This is a genomic window from Kitasatospora viridis (assembly GCF_007829815.1).
Taxonomy (GTDB): Bacteria; Actinomycetota; Actinomycetes; order Streptomycetales; family Streptomycetaceae; genus Kitasatospora; species Kitasatospora viridis.
This window is the reverse complement of the sequence record NZ_VIWT01000001.1, coordinates 505,723-531,974: the sequence shown is the minus strand read 5'-3', so window position 1 is coordinate 531,974 and position 26,252 is coordinate 505,723. Positions and strand designations below refer to the sequence as shown.

Below are 26,252 nucleotides of genomic sequence, written 5' to 3'. Positions count from 1 at the left end.
CCTTCTTGCCGACGGTGGAGTTCCACAGGGCCGCCACCGTGGAGCCGCCGCCGGGGCGTTCGCCGCTGCCGCCGGAGCGTTCGCCGCTGGAGCCCTTGCCACCGCTGGAGCCTTTGTCGCGCTGCCCCGTGCGCTCACTCGTCAGAGCCATGCCATGAAAGGTAGGGAGCGGGCACACCATCCGTCCAAGACAGGTTACGGCTCACCACGATAGGCCTGGCCTATCATGGCTGACGTGCAGCTCCAACAGCTCCGGTACTTCGCCGCGGTGGCGGAGACCCGCCACTTCACCCGCGCGGCCGAGCGGCTGCACGTCGCCCAGCCCTCGCTCTCCCAGCAGATCCGCTCCCTGGAGCGGGAGTTGGGGGCCGAACTGTTCCACCGCGGGCGCGGCGACACCGCGCTCACCGACGCCGGCCAGGCCCTGCTGCCGCTGGCCCGGCGGATCCTGGCGGACGCGGAGAGCGCCCGCAGCGCGGTGCAGGAGACGGTGCAGCTGCGGCGCGGCCGGCTGCGGCTCGGCGCCACGCCCAGCCTCTGCGGCAGCCTGGTGCCCGACGTGCTGCGCGCCTACCGTGCTGACTACCCGGGCGTGCGGCTGCTGGTCCGCGAGGACGGCTCGCGCGACCTGCTGGGCAAGCTCGCGGCGGGGGAGCTGGACCTCGCGCTGGTGATCACGCCGCCCACCGTGGACCGGCCGCCGGGCCTGGCGCTGACCGAGTTGCTGCGCGAGGACCTGGTGCTGGTCTCCGACCGCCCGCTGGGCCGGCGCCGGGCTCGGATCCAGGACCTGGCGGACCGCCCGCTGGTGATGTTCCGTCAGGGCTACGACCTGCGCGAGGCCACCCTGGCGGCCTGCCGGGCGGCCGGCTTCGAGCCGGAATTCGCCGTCGAGGGCGGGGAGATGGACGCGGTGCTCGGGTTCGTCCGGGCCGGGCTCGGGCCGGCCGTGGTGCCCGGGATGGTCGCCGACCGCAGCGGGCTGGCGGTCACCCCGTTCGCCCGGCCCGGGATCGGGCGGGCGATCGCGCTGGCGCACGGTACCGAACTGCCGCTCAGCCGCGCCGCCGCCGCGATGCGCGAGGTGCTGCTGCGCTACCTGGCCGAGGCGGCCGGGGCGGGCGCGCTGCCGCCGGGGACGCGGCTGCCGGACGCCCAGGGCCCGTAGGTCACGTCTGGGTGATGCGCTCGACGGCCGACGCTCGGGGCCCGTCGGTCACACCTGGGCGATGGGCCTGCCAGTCACACCTGGGTGATGGGCGCGCCGGTCACGCCTGGGTGATGGGCCTGCCGGTCACGCCTGGGTGATCAGCTCGGCCGCCGCGATGGCGGCCCGGCGGACCCGCTCCATCGCCTCGGGGCCGTCGCCGACCATCATCCGGCGGACCTGCGGCACGGCCAGCGGCCAGCCGACCAGGCCGGTGAAGATCAGCATCAGGGTGGCCGGGTCGATCGCCTTCGCCTGCTCGGACCCGGGGGTGCGGGCGCCGGCCAGCGCCTCGGACTTCTGCCGGTAGTGGGCGGCCCGTGCCGCCTCGTCCGGGACGGCCCGGTCGCGGTACTCCAGCGCCTCCCAAAGCAGCAGTCGGAGCACCTCGGGGTGGCTCTGGTGGTAGGCGAGCAGCCGGTCCACGTAGTCGGCGGCGGCCACCGTGCCGTCCGGGCCGGCGGGCGGCACGGCGGCGGCCAGCTCGCTCAGGGTGCCCTCCAGCACGGTGGCGAACAGCTGCTCCTTGTCGCCGAAGTAGCGGTAGATGGCCTGCTTGTTGGCCTGCGCCTGCTCGGCGATCCGGTCCACCCGGGCGCCCGCGATGCCGTGCTCGGCGAACTCGGTGAGGGCGGCTTGGTAGATCTGACTCCGGGTCCGCTCCGAGCGTGCGGTCATGGTCCGGCCTCCTCCTGGGCGCCGTGGGCTGTGGGTACGCCCCAGCCTTCGGCCGGGAGCTGCCCCCTCCCGGCCGTGGGCTGGGGGAGGGATCCCGCAGCAAGGGTAGCAATGGGAGGCCCTAACTCAACTATCCAGTTGAATAAACTATCTGGTTGGTTTAGCTTGGCCGTGCTGATCCGGGCGCTCATGTCGCCCGGGTGTTCGCCTTCCGCTCATCGACACCCCCAGGGGAGGGACCTGTCATGTCGTCACCTGTGGTGGCACCGCGCTCGGTCGCGGCCACCCCCGCCCGCGGATCCGCCCGACCGCTGCTCTTCCTGGCCATGGCCGTCTGCAGCGGCGCGACCGTCGCCAACGTCTACCTGGCCCAGCCGCTGCTCGCCCTGCTCGCCGGCGGGTTCGGCGCCTCGCGCTCAGCGGCCGGCGTGGTCGTCACCTGCGCCCAGTTCGGGTACGCCGCCGGGATCCTGCTGCTGGTCCCGCTCGGCGACGTCCGCCGCCGTCGGCCGCTGCTCGGCGCCCTGCTCGCGGTCACCGTCGCGATGCTGCTGGCGGCCGCCGCCGCACCCGGCCTCGCCGTGCTCGCCGCCGCCACCGCGCTGATCGGTGGCGCCACCGTGATCCCGCAGGTGCTGGTGCCGCTCGCCGCCGAACTCGCCCCGCCCGAGCGGCGCGCCTCGGTGGTCGCCAACGTGCAGATCGGGCTGCTGACCGGGATCGTCGGCTCCCGGGTGGTCGGCGGCGCGGTCGGCCAACTCCTCGGCTGGCGTGCTGTTTACCTGCTCGCGGCCGCGCTCACGGCGGTGGCCGGCGCGGTCACCGTGCGGCTGCTGCCGGCGGAGGGGGAGCGCACCGGGCCGCGCTACACGAGCCTGCTCGCCTCACTGCCGCGCCTGCTGCGCGAGCAGCCGGCGCTGCGGCACTCCAGCCTTCTGCACGGTGCGCTGTTCGGGGCATACAGCGCCACCTGGACCACGCTCGTGCTGGTGCTGACAGGCCGTCACTACCACTTCAGCAGTGCGGTTGCCGGACTGTTCGGACTGCTGGGGCTGGCCGGTGCGGTGGCGGCACCGTGGGCGGGGCGGTTCATCGACCGGCGCGGCCCGCTGCCGATCGCCGCCGCCGCGCTGCTGCTGACGCTGCTCTCCGCCGGGGCGTACGCGCTCGGGTCCTCGCGCCTGGTCGCGGTGATCCTGGGCATCGTGCTCGCCAACGTCGGCGTGCAGTGGAGCCAACTCGCCAACCAGGCACGGGTGCTGGCCCACCTGCCGGACGTCCGCAGCCGGGCCAACACCGTCTTCATGGTCATCGTCTTCCTCTGCGGCGCCGTCGCTGCCGCCGCCTCGACCGCCTGCTACGGGGCCTTCGGCTGGGGCGGGGTCTGCGCGGTGCAGGCCGCGCTGGCGCTGGCCGGGCTCCTGGTCCTCCCCGCCGCCTACCGCTACGACAGCAACAACCACCACTGAAAGGTGAGTTCGATGACCTTCCCCGCCATGCCCGCCGCCGTGTCGCAGTTCTTCGACGCCTCGCAGCGCGCTGACGCTGACGCCTGGGCGGACTCCTTCGCCCCGGATGCGCTCTTCCACGACCCGGTCGGCACCGAGCCGCTGCGCGGCCGCGAGGCGATCCGCGAGTTCATCGCGGGCGTGCTGCCGAACTTCGCGCCGTTCCTGGGGCTGACGCCGCTGGAGGCCCACACCGTGGGCGGGTTCACCGCCGTGTCCTGGCGCGGTGCGGCGGTGTCGCTGGACGGACGGCCCGTCAACTGGTCCGGCATCAACGTGTACGAGCTCGACCCGGCTTCCGGGTTGATCCGTGAGGCCAAGGCGTACTTCAACCACGCGGTCTTCGCGGCCCAGCTCGTCGCCTAATAATGGGCATTAGCAATGTCGAAGCCGTTGCTAATGCCCATTATTAACGCCCGTTAGTAGTGCCCGTTGCTCACGGCCGAGCGGGATCGAGCGGGGCTGAGTGGCCGTCATTAGCCCGTTGGCCCCCGCCGCTAATGCCCATTATTAACGGAACGCCCACAGTCTGACGCCCACTCAGCCACCACCCTTTGCTAAGCCTCCAGGGTGACCTCTGCCCAGCGTTGAGCCGCCATGGTCGGCGCCAGCCCGGTCCCCCGGCGGCCCGGCCGCGATCCACAAGGCCCGCTGGATCGGCGCCATGCCCTCCGGTGGCTACGGCTTCTATAGCTTCATGACGGCTCATCAGGGCCTTTTCGCGGAACCAGGTTGCGTCCTGGCCAAGCTCACCGATGCGCACGGCGCGCTCACCGGGGTCGCCAGCGACCTGACCATCGACGCCGACCTGGTGGTCACCTATCACGCGTCGCTGCCCCCGACGCCGCCCCCGCCCCCGACACCGCCTCCGCCCCCGACGCCCACTCCGCCGACCCCGAGGCCCCCGCTGTCCGATATCGGGACCACGGCGCTGCCGCTCCTGCTGGGAGCCCTACTGTCCGGGCTCGCAGGCCTGTTGCTCCTGGCGGTCCCCCGCCTGCGTCGCCGGCGCTGACCGGCCACCCTGAACGACGTGCGACCAGGACCCCTGGACCACTCTCACCTGCTCCGCCGCGATCAGGCCGGTGGCCGGCCCGGACCCGCCCGCGTCCGCCTCGAACGCCACCAGCACCGGTGGCAGTTCACCGACCTGACGCACCATCAGTGCGAGCTCCTCGGCCGTCGGCTCGCGGAACTCCGGGTCGTGGAACGCCGAAGGGCACGCGACGTACATCGGATCGCTGAACACCAGCTCCAACTCGTGGTGGTACGTCAGGTCGTAGCCCGCCCCGAACCGCAGCCGTCCGGGGATCCACTCCACCACCTCCCAGTCCCACCACGATCCCTCTGGCAAGGCGAACACCGCTTCACTCCCAAGGCGCCGGACCCGTGCGGCTCGCCCAGCCGGCGAGTGCGGTGCCATCGTACGTGCGGATGCCGAGGCGGCGGCTGTAGTCGAGGGCGTGCCGGGTGAAGGTGGAGGTGGTCACCACCGCTGCGATGTCCGCGCCGTGGATCTGGCGGGCGGTGCCGCCGACCTTCTGCATGTCGCCCGAGCCGACCTTGGTGCTGGGGGCGTACCGCTTCGCCTGGAGCACCAGGCGCTGCCCGGCGGGCGTCATGGCGATCACGTCGGCGCCCAAGTCGCCCGCGCCGCCCACTACTTTGACCCTGGTGCACCCGTCCCGCCGGCACAGGTCCGCGAGCGCCCGCTCGAACTGGGTCGCGGTCATCCGGTGGTACTCGGCGAGCGTGTACGCGTGGGTCGCCCGCAGCTCGAACCGTGCCTGCTGCTGTCGCTGGTGGACCAGGTAACCGCCAACTGCGGCCCCGGCGAGGAGCACGACCAGGACGGCCGCCCCGAGCGGGTGCTCCGAGACCGTCCGCACGATCAGCAGCAGGATCACGGCACCGACCAGGAGCGCGATCCAGAGCCCACTGTTCGCGCGCCGTCGACGGTAGTAGCGCCTGCGGGCAGGACGACGTGACGCCACGAAGCATCCCCTCACGGTCCGGAGCCTGGGTCGTGTGGGAAGTGTATGAGCGCTGGGGCAGGACAGGAGGTGGTTTTGCTGACACCGGGTCAGCTGTCGCTACCGAGGGTCGTCGGTGTTCCAGGGGTACTCGAAGCCCGCCGGGGACAGCCGCCAAGCGTCGAGCACGCGCAACAGCTCGCCCTCGTCCGCCGCCGAGGCGGTGCGCACCAGCTCCTCGCCGATGTCGTAGTCGAAGCCCTCGGTCTGGTCGGCCTCGTACTCGCGGTGGTCCACTCGGAAGCCCGTCCCGCCCCGAACCGGCGTGACATCCACGAACGCCCGCCGGCCCGGGCGCGAGGCCGGCACCTCGGTGACGAGCCGCGGACCGAGCCGGAGGGCGGTGAGTTTGTCGGTCGGCCAGCCGTAGCCCTGGTGCGATGTCACTTCTCCTCCTTCGCGCCGAACATCGAGCGCCGCCGGCAGTTCGGCCGGCAGCACGACCAGGTCGAGGCCGGAGCGGGCGCGCGTGGTCGCACCGACCAGCGCGTCCACGCCCCATCCGCCGTCCACCCGCGCCGTCACTCCAGCCCGTGCCAGCTTGCGCAGAACGTCGATCACGTCGACTTCCGAGAACACGTCACGAACCTCCGCCCTCCCGTCCTCCCGTCCTTCGTCAGGCGATGATCCGGCCGCGCAGGATGATGCGGCTGGGGTGGGCGAGAACCGACGGGTCGAGGGTCGGATCGGCGTCGTAGGCGACCAGGTCGGCGGGGGCGCCCTCGACCAGTCCGGGCAGGCCGAGCCAGTCGCGCGCCGCCCAGGAGGCCGCGCCGAGCGCGATCTCGGCCGGCAGTCCGGCCCGGACCAGCCACTCCACCTCGGAGCCGACGGTGCCGCACGGGAAGCTGTCCGTCCCGGCCAGCAGGGTGACCCCGGCCTCGTGCGCGGCCCGCACGGTCGGCAGCATCCCCGCCCAGCCGGCCAGCCACCAGTCGCGGCGGGCGCTCGGCTCGGCGGCGCGCATCCGGTCGGCGCCCGCGCCGAAGACGCTGAGGGTGGGGACGAGGGCGGTGCCCTGAGCGGCCATCAGGTCCAGCAGGCCGGGGTCCAGGTGCATCCCGTGCTCCAGGCTGTCGACCCCGGCCTCGACGGCGTTGCGGCAGCCGTCGGCGGTTTGGCAGTGCGCGGCCACCTTGCCGCCGACCGCGTGCACGGCCGTGACCACCGCGCGCAGCACCTCCAGCGGCAGCGCGGGCTGGTCGAACCGCCAGTCGGCGACCACCTTGCACCAGCCCGAGGACGCCTGCGCCTCCTCCACGGCGGCGCGCGCAAGGTCGGCCTCGTCGACGTCCCGTCCGAAGCCGGGGAAGAACCGCCCGGGCGTCGCCAGCCAGCGCCCGGCCGACCGCACCCGGGGCAGCTCCGGGTCCTCGTCCACCCAGCCGGGGATCCGGGCTGCGGACCCGGGGGTCCGGACCAGCAGCACGCCCGCGTCCCGGTGCGCCACCAGGTGCCGACGGAGCACCTGGTCGCCGAACGGGACGGCCCGGTCCTCGGTGCCGGGGTGGGTATGGGCGTCCACCAATCCGGGCAGCAGCCAGCCGCCGTCCACCACGAGCTCGGCGCCGCGCACGGGCTCGGTCCGCAGGCGGTCACCGTCGATCCAGAAGGACCGCTCCTCCCGCTCCGGCAGCACCACGCCCCGCACCTGGAGTACCACCGGTGACCCCTCCCACCACACGTGATCGAACCCGGCCGATCCTACGGGCACCGGATCCCGGGATCCCCGCGTTGCCGGTCCAGCGCAACGCCGCCCCGAACCGGAGCTCCCACCGTCGCGTCGTGGCCGGTCATCGCACGAGCAGGTATGGCCGTAGCGGGACTCCTCCTGGCCGTCCCGGGGGCGAGCCTGAATCCCACCACTCCGAACTAGGGCGCCAACGGTTCGCCTTACCTGATGCTTCGTCATCACACCTTCCCTCTATAGGCACTTCGCCGCCCCGAGCCGCCACGCACCGGTGTACGGTCGTGCCGGGTCGGCCGGGGAGGCGGGCCGGTGGGGTTGGGGAGGGAAGCAGGTCATGGAGCCACTGGAGCCGGACGACCCGCGTCAGGTCGGTGAGTACCGGGTGCTGCGGCGGCTGGGTGCGGGCGGGATGGGTCGGGTGTACCTGGGGCGCACGGCGGGGGGCCGTGCGGTCGCCCTCAAGGTGGTGCGCAGCGAGCTGGCCGAGGACCGCGAGTTCCGCGCCCGGTTCCGGCAGGAGGTCCAGGCGGCCCGGCTGGTCGGCGGCGAATGGACCGCGCCGGTGCTGGACGCGGACACCGAGAGCCGCCACCCCTGGGTCGCCACCGGCTACATCGCGGGCCCGGCGCTCGGCGCGGCCGTCCGGGAGTTCGGGCCGCTGCCGGTCGACTCGGTGCGGGTGCTGGGCGTCGGACTGGCCGAGGCGCTCGCCGCGGTGCACGCGCTCGGCCTGGTGCACCGGGACGTCAAGCCGTCCAACGTGCTGCTCACCTTCGACGGACCGCGGCTGATCGACTTCGGCATCGCCCGGGCCCTGGACGCCACCAGCTCACTGACCCGCTCCGGCCTGGTGATCGGCTCGCCGGGGTTCATGTCGCCGGAGCAGGCCCTCGGGCGGGAGGTCGGGCCGCCGTCCGACGTCTTCTCGCTCGGCACCGTGCTGGCCTACGCGGCGACAGGGGCGCAGCCGTTCGGCGAGGGCCTCAGCACGGCGGCCCTGCTCTTCAAGGTCGCTTACGAGGAACCGGAGTTGACGGGCCTGGACGCTCAGCTGCACGGGATCGTGACGGCCTGTCTGGCCAAGGATCCGGCGCAGCGGCCGGCGCCGGCGGAGCTCGCCGCGCGGCTCGACGCCTCCGGTGCGGGGCTGGTCCGGCCGCGCGAGGGAGCCTGGCTGCCGGGCGCCCTGGCGGCGGCGGTGGGACGGCAGGCGGAGGAACTACTGAACCTGGACCACGTGCCGGGACCGGCCGGGCCGCCGCCCACCGCGCCGCCCACCGCGCCGGCGACCGGGCTGCCCGGTGGCGGCCCGGCGGGGCAGCCGCACCTGGGCCCGCCGACCGGGGTCTTCGGCGCGCCCGACAACCCGTACGGCGGCGGCCACCCGGCCCCGCCGTACGCCCCGTACCCACAAGCGCACCCGCAGCCCCGAGCACAACCACAAGCGCCGCGACGCCGCTGGCCCGCCGTGCTGGGCGCGTCCGTGCTGGTCGCGGCGGTGGCGGTCGGGACCACCCTGTGGCTGACCAGCGGTGACGGCTCGTCGACCAACGGCCAGTCACCGCCCGCCGCGCAGCCGCCGGCGACGAGCAGCGCACCGCCCCGACAAGAGCCCAAACCGTCCACCGCCGCACCTGCCACCCCGTCAGCCTCAGCAGTCTCAGGGGCGATCCCGCAGGCGTACCTCGGTTCTTGGAGTGGCACCCTGAGCGAGCCGGGCGTCCTCGGCTCGGTCAGCTACCAGGTCACCCTGCACCAGGGCCAGGTGGACCAGGTGGTCGCCACCGCCACCACCCTCTGGCCGAACGGCATGACCTGCACCGGCACCGACTACCTGGAGTCGGCGAGCAACAACCAGGTCGTGCTGAAGATCTCGGCGCTGTCCGGCGGCCTCGGCTGTACCCCGGACGGCAAGCCGCGGGTGTACACGCTCAACCCGGGCGGCACCCTGCACCTGGAGGTGGACGGCGGCTCCGGCACCCTGACCCGACCTGCTCCGGGCATGCCGCCCTCGACACCCTGACCCGCAGCGGCTGAGCCCGGCCGGTTCAGCCGAGCTGGTCCGCGACCAGCTCGGCGAACTCCTCGGGCGTGAGGATGCGGATGCCGAGCTCCTCGGCCTTGGCCCGCTTGGAGCCGGCCTTCTCGCCGGCCACCAGCAGGGTGGTCCTCTTGGAGACCGAGCCGGAGGCCTTGCCGCCGGCCCGCTCGATGAGTTCGTTCACCTCGTTGCGGGACAGCTCGGCGAGCCGGCCGGTCATGCTGCCGGTCACGACCACGGCCTCACCGGCCAGTGGGCCGGATCCGCCCTCCGCCGACCCGCCGCCCTCCGCCGACCCGCCGCCCTCGGTCGGTCCGCCGTCAGCCGCAGCACCCGTCGCGACAGCCGGCGCGGTCGGCACAGTGACGGCGGTGCCGACCTCCTGCGCGAGCAACCGGTCGATCAGCGGCGCCAGTTCGACGAGTTCGGCGACGATCACCCGGGCCTTCTCCGCGCCGATCCCGTCCACCTGGGCGAGCGCCTCGGCGTCGGCCGCGCGGATCGCGGCCATGGAGCCGAAGTGCGCGGCGATCCGGCGCGACATGCTCCGGCCCGTGCCACGGACCCCGAGGGCGCAGAAGACCCGGTTCAGCGGTTGGGCCCGGGCCGTCTCGATCGCCGCGAGCAGGTTGTCGGTGCTGGTCTCGCCCATCCGGTCCAGGGCGAGGAGCTGCTCGCGGGTCAGGGTGAACAGGTCGGCCAGGTCGGTGACCAGGCCGGCCTCGACCAGCTGGACGGCGCGGGTGCCGCCGAGGCCCTCGATGTCGAGCTGGTCGCGCCCGACGGCGTAGCGGATGCCCGCCACCGCCTGGCAGTTGCGGCCGCGCACGCAGCGCCAGCGCTGCTCGCCGGTGTCGATCGCGTCCCCGCAGCGGGGGCAGACCTCGGGGAAGGTGATGGGCTGTTCGGCGCCGGTGCGCTCGTCGACCAGCGGCGCCTCGACGCGCGGGATCACGTCGCCGGCCCGGTAGACGAACACCCGGTCGCCGATCATCAGGTCGCGGCGGGTGATGTCCGCCGGGTTGTGCAGGGTCGCGTAGGTGACGGTCACCCCGTCGATGACGACGGGCTCCAGCACGCCGCGCGGGGCGATGATCCCGGTGCGGCCCACGTTCCACTCCACCCCGAGCAGCCGGGTGACCTTGTGCACGGCCGGCAGCTTGCGGGCCACGGCCCAGCGCGGCGCCCGCGAGCCGGCGCCGGCCAGCTCCTGGTCGGCGGCGGCGTCCGCCTTGACCACGACGCCGTCGATGCCGAACGGCAGCTCGACGCGCAGGTCGGCGATCTCCTGGACGCGCTGCTGGGCCTCCTCGACGGTGGCGCAGTGCCGCGGGTGGGCCGCGGTGCTGCGGGCGGTGTTGGCGCCGAGCTCGGCCAGGCGCTCCAGCAGCGCGGTGTGCGACAGCTCGGCGGGCAGGCCGACGGCGTCGTAGCCGAAGAAGGTCGACTCGACCCGGTAGGGGCGGTCCTTGGCCCGCAGGGTGCCGGCGACGGCGTTGCGCGGGTTCGCGAACGGGGCCGCGCCGTGGGCCGTGCGGGTCTCGTTGGCATGGTCGAACTGGGCCTGGGTGAAAAGGACTTCGCCGCGGATCTCGACGTCGATCGACTCACCGAGCAGCTCCGGCAGGCCCAGCACGGCCTCGGCGGCGTGGGTGATGTCCTCGCCCGCCAGGCCGTCGCCACGGGTGATCAGCCGCGCGAGGCGGCCGGCGGTGTAGCGGGCGGCGACCGCCAGCCCGTCCAGCTTCGGCTCGACGCAGAAGCCCGCGGCGGGCCGGCCCAGTCGGCGCTCCAGGTTGGTGGCCCAGTCCGCGAGCTCCTCCGCGGAGAAGACGTTGTCGAGCGAGAGCATCGGCACGCTGTGCGGCACGTCGCCGGTGGCCGCGCCGCCGGCGACCTTTCCAGTGGGCGAGTGCGGCAGCACCTCGTCCGGGTGCAGCGTCTCGTAGGCCTCGATCGCCTTGACCAAGGCGTCGTACTCGTCGTCCCCGAGCGTGGTGGACCCGTCCGAGTAGTAGGCGGCGGCGGCCTGCACGGCGGCCGCGACGGCATCGCCGTACTGGGCGGAGGACAGCGGAGCGGTGGTCTCGATCATGGACACAATCCTCCCGCCCGGCACTGACAGCCGCCCGCAGGCAGTCCGGCGGCATCGACGGGCGCGGGCGCCCGTCGATCACCGACCAGGCCTCCCGGACGGCCGGCACCAGCGGGAGGAGGACGGCGTTGTGGCGGGGCGGGCCCGCCACGACACGCCCCGAGCGCTCAACCCAGCCTGCCCGTCTCCGGGTTGCGCGACGTCAGGCAGTACACGCCGCCCGCCGGGTCGCGCAGCACCACCCAGTACGGGAACTCGGCGACCACGACCGCGCCCAGCGCCTCGTGGCGGGCCCGGGTGGCGGCCACGTCCGCGCAGGAGAAGTCCAGGTGCGCCCGGGTCGCGGCCGGCTCGTCCAGGCGCTGGATCAGCAGGCGCACCGGCAGCGAGGCCGGCGACTGCACCGCACGGAACTCCGGGCGCGAGCCGGTCAGCACGGGCCAGCCCGTCAGCTCGCTCCAGAACGCCGTCTCGGCGTCGTGCGCGTGCGGTGCCACGTCGATCGACACCTGGTCGAGCCGGGTCCCCTCGAACACCTCCGAGCGCACCGCCTCCCCGCGCGACCCGACCACGCAGAACCCCAGGCCGCCAGGCGAGTCGAGCACCAGCAGGCTCCCGTGGTCGGCCACCAGCGCCGCTCCGAGCGCGATCGCCCGGTCGGCCGTCGCGGCGACATCGTCCACCACCAGGTCCAGGTGCGCCCCACCCGCCGGGGCGTCGACGCCCTGGAGCTTCAGGTGGGCGTCCCCCGCCGCCGGCACGAAGGTGGCGAACTCCCCGTCGGCCCCGCGCCGGGGCGAGAGCGAGGTGCCGGTCACGGCCGTCCAGAACTCCGCCGCCCGCTCGAACCGCTCCCGCGGCCGGTCCACGAAGGCGTACACCCAGCTGATCACCATCTGCCCCCTGTCTTCGGTGGGCCCATCGTATGCGGGTCGTCTCCGGGGCACCTCAGGGTTGATCCGGATACCGACCGGGTCCGTCCGCTCGGCAGGATGATCACGTTCACCGAACGGATCTGAGGAAGAGTCACCCATGATGCGCAGTACCGTGAAGCTCGGCACCGTCGCCGCCACCCTGGCGGCGCTCACCCTGGGCGCGGCGACCCAGGCGTTCGCCGCCGCCCCGCAGGCCGGCCAACTCCCGCCGCTCGACCCGGCCGCCCTGCAGGCCGCCATCCAGCCGCAGCCGGGCGACGGCGTGGCCGGCGTGATCGCCCGGGTCGGGGAGCCGGGCGGCCGGCTCTGGCGCGGGTCGAGCACCGACCAGGTGACGGGGCGGCAGATCCCCGCGAACGCGCACTTCCACATCGGCAGCATCTCCAAGGCGTTCGAGGCCACGGTGGTGCTGCAACTCGCAGCGGAGGGGCGGATCGACCTCGACCAGACGGTGCAGTACTACCTGCCCGGGCTGCTGCCGGACGACTTCCAGCCGATCACCGTCCGCGAACTGCTCAACCACACCAGCGGGTTGCCGGACGTGGACGAGGGCGCCCCGGCGCAGAGCAACGACCAGCTGATCGCGGACCGCGCCGACTACCGCACCTTCGACCAGATCATCCAGCAGACCCTGCGCCCCGCCCACCGCCCTTGGCCGGGCCCGCACTTCGCGCCCGGCACCGAGCAGGAGTACAACTCGCTCGGCTACCGGATCGCCGGCAAGCTGATCGAGCAGGTCACCGGCCACTCGTTCCGGGACGAGGTGTCGGAGCGGATCCTCCAGCCCCTGCACCTGGACCAGACCTCGGTGCCCGAGGACCACCTCGCGATGCCGCGCCCTTACCTGCACGGCTACCTGACGAACAGTCAGGGTGTGAACGTGGACGTCAGCGAGCAGGGCGGCGACCCCTCCAACATGATCTCCACCCCGGCCGACCTGGACCACTTCATCACCGCGCTGTTCAAGGGGAAGCTGCTCCCGGCCGCGCAGTTGGACGAGATGTTCACCTTCCCGAAGGGCGACGACGGCAAGGTGGTCCCGTACGCGGGCACCTTCGAGTGCGCGGTCAACGGCAAGCCGGGCCCGGCCTGCTTCGGCGCCGGCCTGATGGCCACCCCGCTGCCCGGCGGCCAGCTGCTCTGGGGCAAGACCGGCCACGACCTCGGCTACGCCAACGGCATGTTCGCCACCCGCGACCTGACCATGCGGGGCGTCTTCTCGCTCTCCAACACCACCGGGAACGACGGCCCGAACGAGCTCTCCAGCCGCCTGCTGATGGCGGTCCTGATGCCGCACAAGAACTGACGTACAGTCAAGCCCTGACCCGAGAATCGATCAACTCGCCGGTAGGTGGATCATCCACGGCTCGACCTGCGCCCCTGGCCGGGTCCTCGCCACCTGCTGGTAGCGGGCCCAGGCGTCCGGGTCGGCGTGGGAGAGCCGTAGGGACCGGCGGTGGACCGCCATGAGGGTGCGGCGCTTGGTGCGGATCAGCAGCACCAGCGCCCCGGACTCGATCAACTGGACGGTCTCGGCAGGGTTCAGCGCGTGCGAGCTCGGGAACCCCGGCCCCGGCGACCTCAGTTGCCAGATGACGAAGGCGAGGAGCGCGGCGCCGAGCACGGCCAGGGCGGTCCGCGCGACCGTCGAGTGGGTGCTGTGCCTGCCCACCGAGAGTGCGGCCTCGGGGCCCAGCACGCTCCCGATCAGGGTCGCGGTCAGCAGGCGGGAGGGCACGATCGCCAGCACCTGCTCCGCTGTCACCGTCGGTCGGGCCAGCAGTCGCCGCAGCCGGACGAACTGCAGCACGTGCAGCGCCGTCCCCGCGACGACGAGGACGAACAGTGCCGCGATGATGTCGTCAGTCACGGCCCCCAGCGTGCCCGCCTACCGGCTCGGCCAAGCGCGCAGCGCGAGATCGACCGTGCGCCGCAGCTCCTCGCGGGTGGCGCCGCCGGCGGCCCGCACCGCGAGGCCGTAGGAGACCGTGTAGAGGTACTCGGCGAGGTCGGCCACATCGGTCTCGGGCGCGAACTCGCCTTCTTCCTTCGCCCGTTCGAACCGCTCGCACAGATCGGCCTCGCCGGCCAGCCGCCGCGCCACGGCGTCGGCGCGCACCGGCTCGGCCTCGGCGCTGGTGGTCAGTGCGCCCTGGATCAGCAGGCAGCCGGGCCCCTCCCCGCCGGTGACGACGGCGATGACGCCGTGCAGCAGGTGCTCGGCGGCGGCGCGGGCCGTCGGCTGCGCCAAGGCGGTGCGGACATGGCCGGCGGGGCCCTCGCGGTAGCGGTCCAGGCACTGCCGGAACAGCGCCTCCTTGTTGCCGTAAGCGGCGTACAGGCTGGGCCGGTTGATGCCCATCGCGGCCGTCAGGTCGGCCATCGAGGTGCCCTCGTAGCCGTGCCGCCAGAACACCCGCATCGCGCGGTCCAGCTTCTCGTCCTTGTCGAACCCGCGCGGTCGACCGGTCATCGGGGCACGCCTCCGTCCCTGTGATTCTGTACCGATCGATATGCTACCGTCCTGCTTGCGTACCGAGCGGTACAGAATTCGAACCGGAGGGGGCTCTCATGGCACGGGCGGCTGTGGCGCAGCTGGGGGCGAAGCCGTTGCAGGGCAAGGTCGCCCTGGTCACGGGCGGTTCGCGAGGGATCGGGGCGGCCACGGCGCGCAGCCTGGCCGAGGCCGGCGCCGACGTGGCGATCAGTTACGTCGCCTCGGCGGAGAAGGCCCTGGCGGTGGTCGAGGAGCTGGTGGCGCTCGGAGTGCGGGCGCAGGCCTACCAGGCCGACCAGGCGGACGCCGAGCAGGTCGCGCGGCTGGTGACCACCGCGGCGGCGGACTTCGGGCGGCTGGACGTGCTGGTCAACAACGCGGGCGTGTTCGCCGGCGGCACGGTCGACGACCCGGAGGCGGACGGCGCCGCGCTGGAGCGGCAGTTGGCGATCAACGTCGGCGGCGTGACGGCGGCGATCCGGGCCGCGGCCACCGTGCTGGCCGAGGACGGGCGGATCGTCACGGTCGGCTCCAACCTCGCCAGTCGCCCCACCCGCCCGGGCATGGCGGACTACGCGGCGACCAAGGCGGCGATCGTCGCCTTCAGCAAGGCCGCCGCGCTCGACCTGGCGCACCGTCGGATCACCGTCAACGTGGTGCAGTCCGGTTCGGTCGCCACCGACATGAACCCGGAGGACGGCCCGGGTTCGGACGCCCAGCGGGCGCTCAGCGCGCTCGGGCGGTACGGCCGACCGGAGGAGATCGCCGCCGGCATCGTCTTCCTGGCCGGCCCGACCGCCTCCTTCATCACCGGCACCACGCTGAACATCGACGGCGGCTACCTCGCCTGAAGGTGAATTGACGGTGCGTCAGATCACTGCCCCGCTGGGCTCCGTGCCCGTGGCCGGACCGGGGATGCGCGCCTGCGCCGCCGTCGTGCCCAGCTTGCGCAGCCCGTCCAGCAGCGCCTGGCCGCCGGGGCTGCCGAAGCCCGAGCAGGCGTCCCAGCCCGGGCCGGCGGCGTAGGCGCCGTTGCCGCCCCGGGTGATGTCGCGGAGCACGCCCGTCCCGAAGTGGGCGTACAGCAGCGGGTTGAGGAAGCCGACCGGGGCGCCCAGGCCCTGGTTGATCCGGGCCAGCAGGGCCGACCACTGCGGCGCGGCGGCACTGGTGCCACCGATCTGGACCAGGTGCTCCCCGTCCACGCTGATGATCATCACCCCGGTCTGCGGGTCGGCCAGCGCGGCGACGTCCGGGACGCCCCGGCCCCGCTGGTGCGGCGGGTTGGCGGACGGCGGCACCGGCGTGCCGGACTGCCAGGGCGGCACGGGGAACCAGCGGCTGACCCCGCCGCCGGTCGCGCTGCCCGGTCCGTCGTCCCAGACCGTCTCGCTGACCACGGTCGCGCCGTCGACCACCAGCCGGGTCCCGCCGACCCCCAGCACGTGCGGGCTGGAGGCGGGGAAGTCGGCGTGCGCCAGTGCGTCGCCGGCCTGGTCGCGGGAGCCGTCGTCGCCGGAGGCGCAGCAGATGCTGATGTTGTGCAGTCCGGCCTGGGCGAAGGCCTGGTCCACGCTGGTGATCGCCATCCTGGTCCAGGCCGAGCCGGGGTCGTCCTCCGGGTTGCCGTAGCTGCACGAGACGATGTCCGGCCGGTTGGCGGTGTCGGTGACGATCGCGTTGATCGCGTCCACCCAGCCCTGCTCGGTGAACTCGGTGAAGTAGACGACGATCCGCGCGCCCGGCGCGAGCGCGCCGACCACCTGCAGGTCGAGCATGATCTCGGCGGTGCTGTCGTTGGGGTCGCCCTGGCCGTCGTCCCGCCCCGGGTCGTTGCCGGGGCCGTGCACCAGCACGTCGGTGATCTGCGGCACCGGCGCGTGCAGCACCTCGGTGAAGTAGGTGTGCAGGGCGTCGAGCCGGTAGCCGCCGGACGGCACGCCCGGCTGGGTCTGCCCGTTGAAGGCCAGCACCGCGACGGTCTGCCCGGTGCCGTCCAGACCGCTCGGGTAGGCGTACGGCGCGGCCAGCGCGTTCGGCAGGAAGGTGCCCGCGGGCAGCCCGGTGTCGTCGGCGGCGAGCCGGGCGAGCGGGATCCGAGCGGTGCGGCGGGCCAGCCGCGTGCCGCCCAGCGGCCGGTTGTCCAGGCCGAGCACGGCGGTGACCACGCCGGCCAGCTCCGCCGGCAGATGCACCGCACCCTCCCGGCCGCGGTAACTGCGCCGGCGCCCGTCGCGGTCCTGGTAGCGGTAGCGGGCCAGGGTGACCTGGAACGCCTCGGCGAGCTGGGCGGCGGTGCCGGTCAGCCGGACGCTGCGGGCCGCCGGATTGACGGCGCCCACCCGCAGGCCGTGCTCGGCGGCGAACCGCGCGACCAGCGCGGCGTCGGCCGGGTCGGCGTGCAGCGCGCCCGCCAGTGCCGCGTCATCGGGCGCCGGGCGCAGGGTCGGCGGGATCGCCGCGTACGCGAGCAGACTCGGCGCGGGCGGGGCGCCGGGCGGACGGCGCAGGTACACCGTGACGGTGACGGACTCGGACGGACTGGCCGGCCCGGCGACCACGGCGCCGTGACGGGGCGTCCGGTCACTGTCGGGTAGGGCGAGGTAGGGGGATCGCGGCACGGGTGTCACCAGCTTCCGACTGGGCTGCTGCCGACCGAACGGCACACAGGTGCTCTGTGCACCCAGGTTTGGTCCCGGTGCGGCGGGGCGTCAAGGGGGCGGGGGCGCGCAGGCCCACGCCGTGCGCGGATCACGGCGGATGACGGTCGAACAGTGCGGAACCTCCACCGGAACAGACGTCCCGCCAAGCAGAACGTGACGGCGCGCCACCGCCGCTCCGACCGGAGACCGCCGCCGAGTTCGGCCGCACCCGCTCGATCGGATACGACCTGGTGCCCCGCGCCAAGACGCCTCCGGGCTCGGCTCCGCCGCCGTGGACGACCGCCACCCGGTGCTCGGGCAGGGCGCGTTCGGCCACCCCGGCGGCCCGGAGGCCGTCCACCACCGACTGATCCCGGTGCTGCACGCCCAGGTGACGGCTCCCAACCGCTGACCCGACATCAGTGGTTCACCCGGCGCCGGTGGCGGCGGACACCTCCGCCCGGGGTGCGTGGACCTCCTCCGGCGCGTGTCACGCCACCGGTGACGGCGCGCGCGGGGCATTGTGGCACCAGCGAAGGCCGGGTGCGTGCAAGGCTCGAACGCCCACCCGTATCCTGACCTACCAGCACGGACACCGGATGCGGCGCACGCTCCACCACCGCCGCCGGTGGCCGTACCTACGCAGCCCCTCGCCAGGAATCCGGACGATCCCCATGACAGTGCTTCCCGTGCAGAACGCCGACGTGCCGCCGCAGGACCGCTCCGCGGACTCGGTGCCCGACCCCGCACCGGGTCTGGGCGAGAACCTGCTCAGGTACGCCGAACTCGGCGGCTTCGAGCTGGCCGCCGACACCCACGCCTGGTACGCCGCCGCCGACACCGTGACCGGCGCCGAGGAGGCGCGGGCCGCCTCCACCGCGCTCGCCGAGGTGCGCGGCGGCGACCTCAACGCCCTGCGCGAGGCCGCCGACCGGCTCTCCGCCGAGGCCGCCCTGCGCGAACCCACCACGGTGGCCGAGGTGGTGACGCTGGTCGGCCTGCTCCGCCGGATCCGCGAGACCGCCGGCACGCTGCGCTCGGGCGCCTACGAGGCCGACCTGGACGCGCTCGCCGCCGCCACCGCCAACGGCAGCTGGCGCAAGGAGCGCGGCCTGAAGATCTCCTGGGGTCGGCGCCGCAAGCTGCGCGCCGAGGCCCGCCGGCTCGCCGTCGCCGACCGCCCGCGCCGCGACGCGCTGCACGCCGCCCTGGTCGCGGCCGCCGCCGAGCGCGAGGAGTGGCAGGCGCTGGCCCCGGCCACCGGCACGGTTGCCCGCCCGGTGGACGCCGAACTGCTGGAGCTCACCGGCCAGTGCGCGGACAGCCTGATCGGCGGACTGCGCGAGCTGGGACGGCTGCTGGCGGGCCGTGAGCTGATCGCACTCGGGTTCGACGAGCTCGCCGAGCTGGTCGAGGCGCTCGCCGCCGACGAGGGCACCCTCTACCGGCTGCCCGAACTGCGCACCCTGCGCGCCGGGCTGGACGAGGGCGGGATCGAGGAACTGCTGGCCGAGCTGACGGCCGCTCGGGCCGACCGGGCCGCCGCGCAGGAGCTCTGGGCGGCGCACACGGGCACGGCGGAGGTCGACGACCTGTCCGAGGCCGAGACCGCCGATGCCGAGCTCGAAGCCGAGGAGGTCGCCGAGCCGGCGCCGGTGCTCGCCACCGAACTCGCGGTCGACGTGGACCTGATCGTCATCCCCTCGCCCTCCCCGGAGCCCTCGGTCGAGGTGATCGCCCCGGCCGAGCCCGAGGCCGTGGCCGAGGCGGATGTCGAGCCCGAGCCCGAGGTTGTCGAGGAGCCGCTCGTCGAGGAGCCGGTGGCCGAGGTGGCCGAGCCCGTCGAGGAGCCCGTCGCGGTCGAGGAGGAGCCCGCCGCCCCGGTCGCCGAGGCGCCGGTGGTCGAGGACGCCCCCGAGACCGAGCCCGAGACCGAGCCCGAGGCTGAGGTCGCGGTCGTCGAGGAGCCGACGGCCGAACTCGTCGAGGAGGAGCCCGTCGCCGAGGCCCCGGTGGTCGAGGAGACCCCCGAGCCCACCGTCGAGGAGCCCCTCATCGAGGAGCCCGCCGCCGTCGAGGAGCCCCTCGCCGACGAGACCGCCGCCGTCGACGAGCAGCCCGCCGCCGACGAGCCCGCCGCCGAGAAGCCCGCCCCCGCCCAGCGCCGCGTCCGCCGCCCCAAGCGGCCCGAGCTGACCGCCGGCAAGCCGATCACCGCCTACAGCGCCGACGAACTGCTCGCCCTGGTCCGCTGGATCGACAGCGACTTCACCACCCGCACCGACGACGAGCTGCTCCGCGCCGCGATGAAGGAGCTCGGCTTCGCCCGCCTGGGCCCGCGCATCAAGGAGGCGCTGGCCACGGCGGTCTCCGCGGCCCGCGCCGAGAAGAACTGACGCAGCATCAGATCGAACGCCGCGGGGCCCGGGTGCCGAGCTGACAGCTCGGCACCCGGGCCCCGCGGCGTTGGGGTGGGCGCCGACCGCTCACCCCGCGCCACCCGTCAGCAACTGCGCAGCTCCGGCGTCTGGTTGAGCAGCTGCGCCCGCATCGAGGTGAACCGGCGGTAGGCCTCGCCCTGTTCGGCGCCGACCGGGAAGACCGCGACCCGGTGGCAGTTCATGAAGGCGAGCTTGACGCCGAAGTGCCGCTCCAGGCTGCCGCGGATCGAGTCGCTGGCCATCGCACGCAGCAGCTGGGCCCGCTCGGCGTCGGTCGGCTCGACCTGGTTGTCGGCGAACGGGGCTCCGCCGTCGGCGAGTTCGGCGGTCAGGTGCTCGACCATCGTGTACGCGTAGGGCAGCGACTCGCGCACCGTGGCGACGAAGTCGGCCTGGTCGACCTCGCCGGCCTCGGCCTGGGCGAGCAGTTCGGGGGAGACGGTCAGCGACATGGGGGCAGGATCCTTCCGGGAACGGATAGAGAAAATGAAAGCCATTTCCAGTAACTGATCCTGGATCACCTTCCCATGTGCTGTCAACGAGCCGCGCCCGCAAGCCGAAGGGCCCCCGGGGAGATGATCCCCGGGGGCCCTGGCGCACCGTCGGTGCTACTGCAGCGGCACCGTGGTCAGCGGCGTCGGGTCGGTGCCCTTCAGCGCTCCGGTCATCGCGTCGCGCCAGATCGGGCCGGCCAGCGTGCCGCCGAACGCCTGCCCGATCACCTGGCCGCCGATGCTCTGGCCGTCCAGCTGCTTCGGGTTGTCGGTGTCGGTCACCACGGTCGCGCCGGACAGCTCCGGCGTGTAGCCGACGAACCAGACCTGCTTGCTGTCGTTGGTGGTACCGGTCTTGCCCGCGCTGTCCCGGTCGGTCAGGCCGGCGGGGGAGCCGGTACCGTCCTGCACCACACCCTTCAGCATGGTGGTGATCTGGTCGGCGGTCTGCGCCGACATCGCCTGGGTGCACTGGCTCTGCGGCACGCTGATCGGCTTGCCGTCGGGGCCGGTCATGCTGTCGATCGCGGTCGGCGTGCAGTAGCTGCCGTGCGCCGCGAAGGTCGCGTAGACGTTGGCCATCTCCAGCGGGGTCAGCGAGTTGGAGCCGAGCGCCATCGCGGGGGTGACCGCCAGCGGGGTGCCGCCGGCCTGCTGCTCGATGCCCAGCTTGTTGGCCATCTGGGCCACCGAGCAGAGGCCGACGTCGCCCTCCAGCGAGGCGAAGTAGGTGTTCACCGAGGCGGCCATCGCCGGCCCCATGGTGAACGGGCCGACCAGCGAGGTGCTGTCGTTGTGCACCGTCCCGGTCTGCGCGCCGGAGTACTTGTTCCCGCTGCAGTCGGTCATCGTCGGCCAGGTCATGCTGTACGGCGAGGCGTACGACTGGGAGGGCGTGATGCCGGACTCCAGCGCCGCCGCGGCCACGATCGGCTTGAAGGTCGAGCCGGTCGGGAAGCCGATCCCGCCGCCCATCGACTTCTCGACGTTGTAGTTGATCTGGGTCTGGTTGGCGTTCACGCCGTAGGGGCGGCTCTGGCCCATCGCGATGATCTTGCCGGTGCCGGGCTGGACCACGGTCGTCGCGGTCGCGGCCTTGTCGCTGGCGTAGACGTGGCTGGTCACCGAGGACTGCAGGGCCGTCTGGGCCTTCGGGTCCAGGGTGGTGTGGATCTGCAGGCCGCCGCGCTTCCAGAGCGCCTGCCGGGCCGCGGAGTTGGCGCCGAAGGCCGGGTCGTTGAGCACCTGGTCCTTCACGTAGTCGCAGAAGAAGCCCTCGCCCTGCTGGGCGGTGATGCAGCCCTGCTGCGGCTTGCTGACGTTCAGCTGGACCGGGGTGGCGATCGCCTGGTCGGCCTGCTCCTGGCTGATCGTGCCGTACTGCGCCATCTTCCGCAGCACGGTGTCCCGGCGGTCCTGGGCGGCCTTCGGGTTGGCCACCGGGTCGTAGCCGCTGGGGGACTGAACCAGGCCGGCCAGCAGTGCGGCCTGCGGCAGCGTGAGGTCCTTGGCGTGCTCGCTGAAGTAGCGCTCGGAGGCGGCCTCGATGCCGTACGCCTGCTCACCGAAGAAGGTGATGTTCAGGTAGTTGGTGAGGATCTGGTCCTTGGTCAGGGTCTCCTCGACCTTGATCGCGTACTTCATCTCCTTGAGCTTGCGCCCCAGGCTCTGGGCCTGGGCCTGCAGCACGGCCTGCTGGTCGTCGCCGGCCTCCTCGACGAAGACGTTCTTCACGTACTGCTGGGTGAGCGTCGAGGCGCCCTGGGTGCCGCCGCCGCCCGCGTTGTTGCCGACCGCGCGCAGGATGCCCTTGGGGTCGATCGCGCCGTGCTGGTAGAACCGGTTGTCCTCGATGTCCACCAGCGCCGACTTCACCAGCGGCGATATCTGGTCGCTCGGCACCACCGTGCGGTCGCGGTCCCAGACCGTGGCGATCACGTTGCCGGAGGCGTCGTAGATCGTCGACGCCTGGGTGAGCGGCGGCGCGATGAAGTCGTCGGGCAGGTTCTGGAAGTCGTCGGTGGCGTTCTTCGCCGTCAGCCCGAGCCCGCCGACGGCGGGTACGGCGATTCCGGCGGTGAGCACTCCGGCGGCTGCGCTGGCCCCCAGGAACTTGGCGGCGAGGCGGCTTTTCCGGGCAAAGGAGCCCATACGCGGCGAAGACATGGTTCGCACTCTATGCAGAAAAGATGAGGAAACCGACCAAAGGGAGCGCGTTCTCTGTCACAGCCCTGCGACAATGTGCGCCTACGGACCGTCGGAGAGCGAGGTGCGCCCCATGACCGCCGCCCTGGCCACCGCTCCCGCACCCGCCCCGGCCACCACCCCGGAACTGCCCGGCCCGCTGGCCGCCCTGGCGCCCTTCCTGGAGCACTACGGCTACCTCGCCGTGGGCCTGCTGGTCCTGCTCGACAACGCCGCGCTCCCCGTCCCGGGCCAGACCGTGCTGATCCTCGCCGCGGTCTACGCGGGCGCCGGGCGGCTCTCGTTGGCCGGCGTGGTGACCGTCGCCCTGGCCGCCGCGGTGCTCGGCGACAGCCTGGGCTACCTGCTCGGCCGCTCCGGCGGGCGCGCCCTGGTGCACCGCTGGGGCCGCTACGTCGGCCTGACCGCGGCCCGGCAGCAGAAGGCGGAGGAGTTCTTCACCCGCAACGGCGGCAAGGTGGTCGTGGTCGCCCGGTTCATCGACGGGCTGCGCCAGACCAACGGCATCATCGCCGGCACCACCGAGATGCCCTGGCGCCGCTTCCTGCTCTGGAACACGCTGGGCGCGGTGCTCTGGGTCGGCGCCTGGAGCTCGGCCGGCTACCTGGCCGGCAGCGACATCGGCGAGGTCTACCACCAGGCGCTGCGCTACCAGCTCCTGCTGCTGGCGGTGGCGGCCGCCCTGGTGATCGCCCTGGTGCTGCGCCGGGTGATCCGGGCCCGCCGCCGCGGCTGACACCGGGCACCACGACGGCGCCGCCGCCGACCGGGTCGGCGACGGCGCCACCTCGAACGGGGTGCCGGCGGGCGCTCAGGGCAGCAGGCGCTCCACGGCCGACGCCCCGTACTCCTCCAGGGCCTGGCGGGCGCGCTCCAGGCGCTCCGGGGTCACGTCCCGACCGGAGGCGCGCACCATGTCCTCCGGGTCCACCGGATGCTCGGCTCCGGTGTGCAGCAGGCGGTCGGGAGTGGGGGACTCGCTGGGATTCGGCTCGGACATGGGAAGCCTCCGTGGGTCGGGGCACGGCCGGATGGGTCCTTGCACTCACGAGTGTGTGCCAGAACTCCCGCCCGGCGCACGCCGGAACCGGCACGCTGAGTGGTTCGCCCCCTTGGCCGTCTCGGGTGCGCCCCGCCCGGCGCCGCTGCTTAGTCTGCCGACATGACCAGCCACGAAGTGACGTCCCGGGTCGGGGCGCGATCCCGGGAGCAGGTTGAGAGCGCGCTCGCGCGCCTGGAGTACATCGGCGAGACCCCCTTCGAACCCTCACCCACCCGCCACGGTTCGCTGGACGCCTACCACTGGGCGCTCGGCCACGGCCGGCTCGCCCCGGTGACGGCGAGCGTGGCCAGCGGACCCGAGGGCCCCTGCCCGGCGCAGCTCGCCGCCGAGCAGCAGGCCGCCCAGGTCCGCCACCTCGACCTGCGGGTCGACCCCGCCCAGCGCGAGTACGCCCGCGGCGCGCACGACGCGCTGGCCTGGGTCTGCGCCCGCAGCGACGTCCAGCCCTGACGGCTCAGCGGGCGGTCACCCCCAGGTGGCGGCGGAGGAACTCCACCTGGTGGTCGAGCAGCGGGGCGCTGAGCGCGGAGTGGGTGGCGCCGGTGAGCGGCAGCACCTCGTGCGGCCGGCCGGCCGCGAGCAGCTCGGCGGAGAGCCGCAGGGTGTTGGCCGCCCACACGTTGTCGTCGGCCAGGCCGTGCACCAGCAGCAGCGGGCGGCTCAGCTTCGGCGCGTCGGGGAGCAGCGAGCAGGCGTCGTAGCGCTCGGGGTGCTCCGCCGGGTGGCCGAGGAAGCGCTCGCGCCAGTGGGTGTCGTAGAGCCGCTGGTCGACCACCGGGGCGCCGGAGACCGCGGCGTGGAAGACGTCGGGGCGGCGCAGCACCGCGGCCGCGGCCAGGGTGCCGCCGAACGACCAGCCGCGGATGCCCACCCGGCCGAGGTCGAGCAGGCCCGGGCGCAGCGCGGCGGTCCCGTGCAGGGCGGCCACCTGGTCGTCCAGCGCGGGGCCGACGGTGTCGCCGTGCACCTCGCGCTCCCAGCGCGGCCCGCGCCCGGGGACGCCGGCCCCGTCGGCCACCAGCACCGCGAAGCCCTGCTCGGCGAACCACTGGGAGAGCAGCACTCCCCAGCTCCGGTCGTTCTGCACCCGCTGCATCGCCGGTCCGGCGTAGGGGTCGAGCAGCACCGGCAGCGGGGCGTCGCCCGGCCGGTGCCAGGAGGGCAGCAGCAGTTGGGCGCGCAGCTCGCGCGGGCCGACGGTGAGCAGCTCGACCCGGGGCTCCAGCACCGGCCGCTCGGCGACCGAGGTGATCTCCACCGGGGCCGCGCCGGGGCGGTGCACCCGGGTGGCGGGGACCGGCAGGTCCAGTGAGCGGGCGGTGGTCACCAGGGTGCCGGCCCGGTGGGTGCCGTCGTGCACGCCGGGTCGGTCGGTCAGTCGGCGGGCGCCGTGCTCCGGGTCCCAGCTCCACAGCTGGACCTCGGTGGGCTCCTCGGAGGCGGTGAAGAGGACGGTCTCGCCGTCCACGGCGAGCACCTGGCGCAGCTGCACGCCGGGCGCGGTGACCGGTTCGCCGGCGGCCGTCAGGTGCCGGGTCCCGTCGAGGTCGGCGGAGCCCAGCAGCCGGCCCGCGGCGGTCCGCGCGGGCAGGCCGACGACCAGCTGCACCCAGCACGGGTCGTGCTGCTCGGCCAGCACGGTGGTGGCACCGGTGACCGGGTCGATCGCCAGCGTCCGCACGGTCCGCTGGTCCCGGCTCTGCACGGCGGCGAACGGGCCGTGCCCGTCCCAGCCGGCGGCGGTCAGGTACTCGAAGGCCGCGCGGTCCCAGCGCACTTCGGTACGGGTGCCGTCCAGCGCGGTGAGCCAGAGCGAGACCTCGGCGTTGGCGGTGCCGACCGGCGGGTAGCGCAGGGCCCGGGGCGGGGTGGCCGGCTGCGCCGGGTCGGCCAGGTACCAGAGCGCCACCTGGGACTCGTCGACCCGGGCCACCAGCAGGTGCTCGCCGTCCGGGGCCCACCAGTAGCCGCGCTGGCGGTGCATCGACTCGGCGGCCACGTGCTCGGGGCGGCCGAAGGAGACCTCGGGGCCGTCCGGCACGGCCACCGGGCGGTCGCCGGTGCCGTCGGCCTCGATCACCCGCAGGGTGTCGCCGCTGCGGTAGGCGATCCGGCGGCCGGTCGGGTCCGGCCGCGGGTCCACCACGGGTGCCTCGGCGGGCAGTCGGCGGGCGGCGCCGGAGGCGGGGGCCACCGTCCACAGCTCGCCGGAGAGCGCGAAGACGACCAGGGTCACCGCCCGGTCGGTGGTGTAGCCGACGATGCCGCTGCCGCCCTGCCGGGACCGCTCCCGGCGCACCCGCTCGGCTTCGGACAGCTTCTCCTGGGCGCCGCCGAGCAGTTCGGCCGGGTCGCAGAGCAGGCGCTCGGCGCCCTCGGCCAGGTCGAGCGCCCAGAGGCAGCCCACCGGGTCGCCGCCGGTGCGGGTGCGCACGAAGAGCAGGGTGGCACCGTCCGGGGTGACGGTGAACTGCTCGGGCCGCCCGAGCGTGAAACGACGGGTGCGGACCAGCTGCTCGGGAAGGGTCATGGTCGTAGGCATGCTGACACCATGTCACCTGCTCCGGGCCGTCCAGAAGGGTGAGGAGGATCATCGGATCGGCCGACCGGCGCGAAGGTGACGGTCATTCAGCTGAAAATACGCGGCCAATCCGGTCGTCCGGGGTGCGCGGGAGGCCCGGCGGGGCCAGTCTGGGCACATGGGCGGAGTCGAGCGGACACAC

23 protein-coding genes are annotated in these 26,252 nt (G+C 73.8%); 9 read left to right on the top strand and 14 right to left on the bottom strand.

What is annotated here, in order from left to right; translation table 11 throughout:
• Positions 1–235 precede the first annotated feature (235 nt).
• On the top strand, positions 236–1,168 hold the full coding sequence (locus FHX73_RS02445) for a LysR family transcriptional regulator (RefSeq protein WP_145903035.1): 933 nt from the start codon (positions 236–238) through the stop codon (positions 1,166–1,168).
• A gap of 126 nt (positions 1,169–1,294) precedes the next feature.
• Here FHX73_RS02445 and FHX73_RS02440 read toward each other — a convergent pair whose 3' ends face one another.
• Positions 1,295–1,885, bottom strand: coding sequence for a TetR/AcrR family transcriptional regulator (locus tag FHX73_RS02440; RefSeq protein ID WP_145903034.1), 591 nt, complete (start codon positions 1,883–1,885; stop codon positions 1,295–1,297).
• Positions 1,886–2,130: 245 nt separating this feature from the next.
• Here FHX73_RS02440 and FHX73_RS02435 point away from each other — a divergent pair, with 245 nt between their 5' ends.
• Both FHX73_RS02435 and FHX73_RS02430 read left to right on the top strand, forming a co-directional pair.
• Positions 2,131–3,354, top strand: a complete 1,224-nt coding sequence (locus FHX73_RS02435; RefSeq protein ID WP_145903033.1) for an MFS transporter — start codon at positions 2,131–2,133, stop codon at positions 3,352–3,354.
• Positions 3,355–3,366: 12 nt separating this feature from the next.
• A complete protein-coding gene (locus tag FHX73_RS02430; RefSeq protein ID WP_145903032.1) occupies positions 3,367–3,759 on the top strand; it encodes a nuclear transport factor 2 family protein in 393 nt (130 codons plus the stop codon).
• 586 nt (positions 3,760–4,345) lie between these two features.
• Here the strand turns inward: FHX73_RS02430 and FHX73_RS02425 are convergent.
• From FHX73_RS02425 to FHX73_RS02410, 4 genes are all read right to left on the bottom strand, one after another.
• Positions 4,346–4,747, bottom strand: coding sequence for a hypothetical protein (locus FHX73_RS02425; RefSeq protein WP_145903031.1), 402 nt, complete (start codon positions 4,745–4,747; stop codon positions 4,346–4,348).
• Positions 4,748–4,760: 13 nt separating this feature from the next.
• Complete coding sequence (locus FHX73_RS45965; protein WP_246213310.1) at positions 4,761–5,387, bottom strand: restriction endonuclease; 627 nt, start codon at positions 5,385–5,387, stop codon at positions 4,761–4,763.
• A gap of 99 nt (positions 5,388–5,486) precedes the next feature.
• Positions 5,487–6,005, bottom strand: coding sequence for a nucleotidyltransferase domain-containing protein (locus FHX73_RS45470; RefSeq protein WP_211786117.1), 519 nt, complete (start codon positions 6,003–6,005; stop codon positions 5,487–5,489).
• A gap of 37 nt (positions 6,006–6,042) precedes the next feature.
• Entirely contained in the window at positions 6,043–7,089 is a 1,047-nt protein-coding gene (locus FHX73_RS02410) for an amidohydrolase family protein (protein WP_211786116.1), read from the bottom strand.
• Between the two features lie 361 nt (positions 7,090–7,450).
• Between FHX73_RS02410 and FHX73_RS02405 the strand changes: the two genes are divergently transcribed.
• Positions 7,451–9,139 (top strand): serine/threonine-protein kinase, encoded by a 1,689-nt coding sequence (locus FHX73_RS02405; protein WP_145903030.1) that lies wholly within the window; start codon positions 7,451–7,453, stop codon positions 9,137–9,139.
• A 25-nt stretch (positions 9,140–9,164) separates the two neighbouring features.
• Here the strand turns inward: FHX73_RS02405 and ligA are convergent, their stop codons facing one another.
• Positions 9,165–11,252, bottom strand: coding sequence for an NAD-dependent DNA ligase LigA (gene ligA, locus FHX73_RS02400; RefSeq protein ID WP_145903029.1), 2,088 nt, complete (start codon positions 11,250–11,252; stop codon positions 9,165–9,167).
• Positions 11,253–11,419: 167 nt separating this feature from the next.
• Positions 11,420–12,148: a VOC family protein gene (locus FHX73_RS02395; RefSeq protein WP_145903028.1), complete on the bottom strand. Its 729-nt coding sequence runs from the start codon at positions 12,146–12,148 to the stop codon at positions 11,420–11,422.
• Between the two features lie 136 nt (positions 12,149–12,284).
• Here FHX73_RS02395 and FHX73_RS02390 point away from each other — a divergent pair, with 136 nt between their 5' ends.
• Positions 12,285–13,493, top strand: coding sequence for a serine hydrolase domain-containing protein (locus FHX73_RS02390; protein WP_145903027.1), 1,209 nt, complete (start codon positions 12,285–12,287; stop codon positions 13,491–13,493).
• Positions 13,494–13,523: 30 nt separating this feature from the next.
• Here the strand turns inward: FHX73_RS02390 and FHX73_RS02385 are convergent, their stop codons facing one another.
• Both FHX73_RS02385 and FHX73_RS02380 read right to left on the bottom strand, forming a co-directional pair.
• Entirely contained in the window at positions 13,524–14,057 is a 534-nt protein-coding gene (locus FHX73_RS02385) for a hypothetical protein (protein WP_145903026.1), read from the bottom strand.
• 18 nt (positions 14,058–14,075) lie between these two features.
• Positions 14,076–14,660 (bottom strand): TetR/AcrR family transcriptional regulator, encoded by a 585-nt coding sequence (locus FHX73_RS02380; RefSeq protein WP_145903025.1) that lies wholly within the window; start codon positions 14,658–14,660, stop codon positions 14,076–14,078.
• 98 nt (positions 14,661–14,758) lie between these two features.
• On the opposite strand from FHX73_RS02380, the gene FHX73_RS02375 reads away from it, so the two are divergent.
• Positions 14,759–15,535 (top strand): SDR family NAD(P)-dependent oxidoreductase, encoded by a 777-nt coding sequence (locus FHX73_RS02375; protein ID WP_145903024.1) that lies wholly within the window; start codon positions 14,759–14,761, stop codon positions 15,533–15,535.
• A gap of 18 nt (positions 15,536–15,553) precedes the next feature.
• Here the strand turns inward: FHX73_RS02375 and FHX73_RS02370 are convergent, their stop codons facing one another.
• Positions 15,554–17,305 (bottom strand): S53 family peptidase, encoded by a 1,752-nt coding sequence (locus FHX73_RS02370; RefSeq protein ID WP_170304811.1) that lies wholly within the window; start codon positions 17,303–17,305, stop codon positions 15,554–15,556.
• 695 nt (positions 17,306–18,000) lie between these two features.
• On the opposite strand from FHX73_RS02370, the gene FHX73_RS02365 reads away from it, so the two are divergent.
• The gene (locus FHX73_RS02365) at positions 18,001–19,722 is read left to right on the top strand and encodes a hypothetical protein (RefSeq protein WP_145903022.1); all 1,722 of its coding nucleotides are present in this window, start codon (positions 18,001–18,003) and stop codon (positions 19,720–19,722) included.
• A gap of 107 nt (positions 19,723–19,829) precedes the next feature.
• Here the strand turns inward: FHX73_RS02365 and FHX73_RS02360 are convergent, their stop codons facing one another.
• Entirely contained in the window at positions 19,830–20,219 is a 390-nt protein-coding gene (locus FHX73_RS02360) for an SCO5389 family protein (protein ID WP_145903021.1), read from the bottom strand.
• 156 nt (positions 20,220–20,375) lie between these two features.
• A complete protein-coding gene (locus FHX73_RS02355) occupies positions 20,376–22,427 on the bottom strand; it encodes a transglycosylase domain-containing protein (protein WP_145903020.1) in 2,052 nt (683 codons plus the stop codon).
• A 112-nt stretch (positions 22,428–22,539) separates the two neighbouring features.
• Between FHX73_RS02355 and FHX73_RS02350 the strand changes: the two genes are divergently transcribed.
• The gene (locus FHX73_RS02350; RefSeq protein ID WP_145903019.1) at positions 22,540–23,202 is read left to right on the top strand and encodes a DedA family protein; all 663 of its coding nucleotides are present in this window, start codon (positions 22,540–22,542) and stop codon (positions 23,200–23,202) included.
• A gap of 75 nt (positions 23,203–23,277) precedes the next feature.
• On the opposite strand, the gene FHX73_RS02345 is transcribed toward FHX73_RS02350, so the two are convergent.
• Positions 23,278–23,466: a hypothetical protein gene (locus FHX73_RS02345; protein ID WP_145903018.1), complete on the bottom strand. Its 189-nt coding sequence runs from the start codon at positions 23,464–23,466 to the stop codon at positions 23,278–23,280.
• Between the two features lie 162 nt (positions 23,467–23,628).
• On the opposite strand from FHX73_RS02345, the gene FHX73_RS02340 reads away from it, so the two are divergent.
• The gene (locus FHX73_RS02340) at positions 23,629–23,979 is read left to right on the top strand and encodes a hypothetical protein (RefSeq protein ID WP_145903017.1); all 351 of its coding nucleotides are present in this window, start codon (positions 23,629–23,631) and stop codon (positions 23,977–23,979) included.
• 4 nt (positions 23,980–23,983) lie between these two features.
• On the opposite strand, the gene FHX73_RS02335 is transcribed toward FHX73_RS02340, so the two are convergent.
• Complete coding sequence (locus FHX73_RS02335) at positions 23,984–26,071, bottom strand: S9 family peptidase (protein WP_145903016.1); 2,088 nt, start codon at positions 26,069–26,071, stop codon at positions 23,984–23,986.
• Between the last annotated feature and the right edge of the window lie 181 nt (positions 26,072–26,252).

Bases quoted from the DNA above. Each gene is read 5' to 3' on its own strand.
- FHX73_RS02435 (WP_145903033.1), top strand. From the start codon at position 2,131: ATGTCGTCACCTGTGGTGGCACCGCGCTCGGTCGCGGCCACCCCCGCC.
- ligA (WP_145903029.1), bottom strand. From the start codon at position 11,252: ATGATCGAGACCACCGCTCCGCTGTCCTCCGCCCAGTACGGCGATGCC.
- FHX73_RS02395 (WP_145903028.1), bottom strand. From the start codon at position 12,148: ATGGTGATCAGCTGGGTGTACGCCTTCGTGGACCGGCCGCGGGAGCGG.
- FHX73_RS02335 (WP_145903016.1), bottom strand. From the start codon at position 26,071: ATGCCTACGACCATGACCCTTCCCGAGCAGCTGGTCCGCACCCGTCGT.
- FHX73_RS02440 (WP_145903034.1), bottom strand. From the start codon at position 1,885: ATGACCGCACGCTCGGAGCGGACCCGGAGTCAGATCTACCAAGCCGCC.
- FHX73_RS02375 (WP_145903024.1), top strand. From the start codon at position 14,759: ATGGCACGGGCGGCTGTGGCGCAGCTGGGGGCGAAGCCGTTGCAGGGC.
- FHX73_RS02350 (WP_145903019.1), top strand. From the start codon at position 22,540: ATGACCGCCGCCCTGGCCACCGCTCCCGCACCCGCCCCGGCCACCACC.
- FHX73_RS02355 (WP_145903020.1), bottom strand. From the start codon at position 22,427: ATGTCTTCGCCGCGTATGGGCTCCTTTGCCCGGAAAAGCCGCCTCGCC.
- FHX73_RS02405 (WP_145903030.1), top strand. From the start codon at position 7,451: ATGGAGCCACTGGAGCCGGACGACCCGCGTCAGGTCGGTGAGTACCGG.
- FHX73_RS02340 (WP_145903017.1), top strand. From the start codon at position 23,629: ATGACCAGCCACGAAGTGACGTCCCGGGTCGGGGCGCGATCCCGGGAG.
- FHX73_RS02365 (WP_145903022.1), top strand. From the start codon at position 18,001: ATGACAGTGCTTCCCGTGCAGAACGCCGACGTGCCGCCGCAGGACCGC.
- FHX73_RS02380 (WP_145903025.1), bottom strand. From the start codon at position 14,660: ATGACCGGTCGACCGCGCGGGTTCGACAAGGACGAGAAGCTGGACCGC.
- FHX73_RS02430 (WP_145903032.1), top strand. From the start codon at position 3,367: ATGACCTTCCCCGCCATGCCCGCCGCCGTGTCGCAGTTCTTCGACGCC.
- FHX73_RS02345 (WP_145903018.1), bottom strand. From the start codon at position 23,466: ATGTCCGAGCCGAATCCCAGCGAGTCCCCCACTCCCGACCGCCTGCTG.
- FHX73_RS02390 (WP_145903027.1), top strand. From the start codon at position 12,285: ATGATGCGCAGTACCGTGAAGCTCGGCACCGTCGCCGCCACCCTGGCG.
- FHX73_RS02360 (WP_145903021.1), bottom strand. From the start codon at position 20,219: ATGTCGCTGACCGTCTCCCCCGAACTGCTCGCCCAGGCCGAGGCCGGC.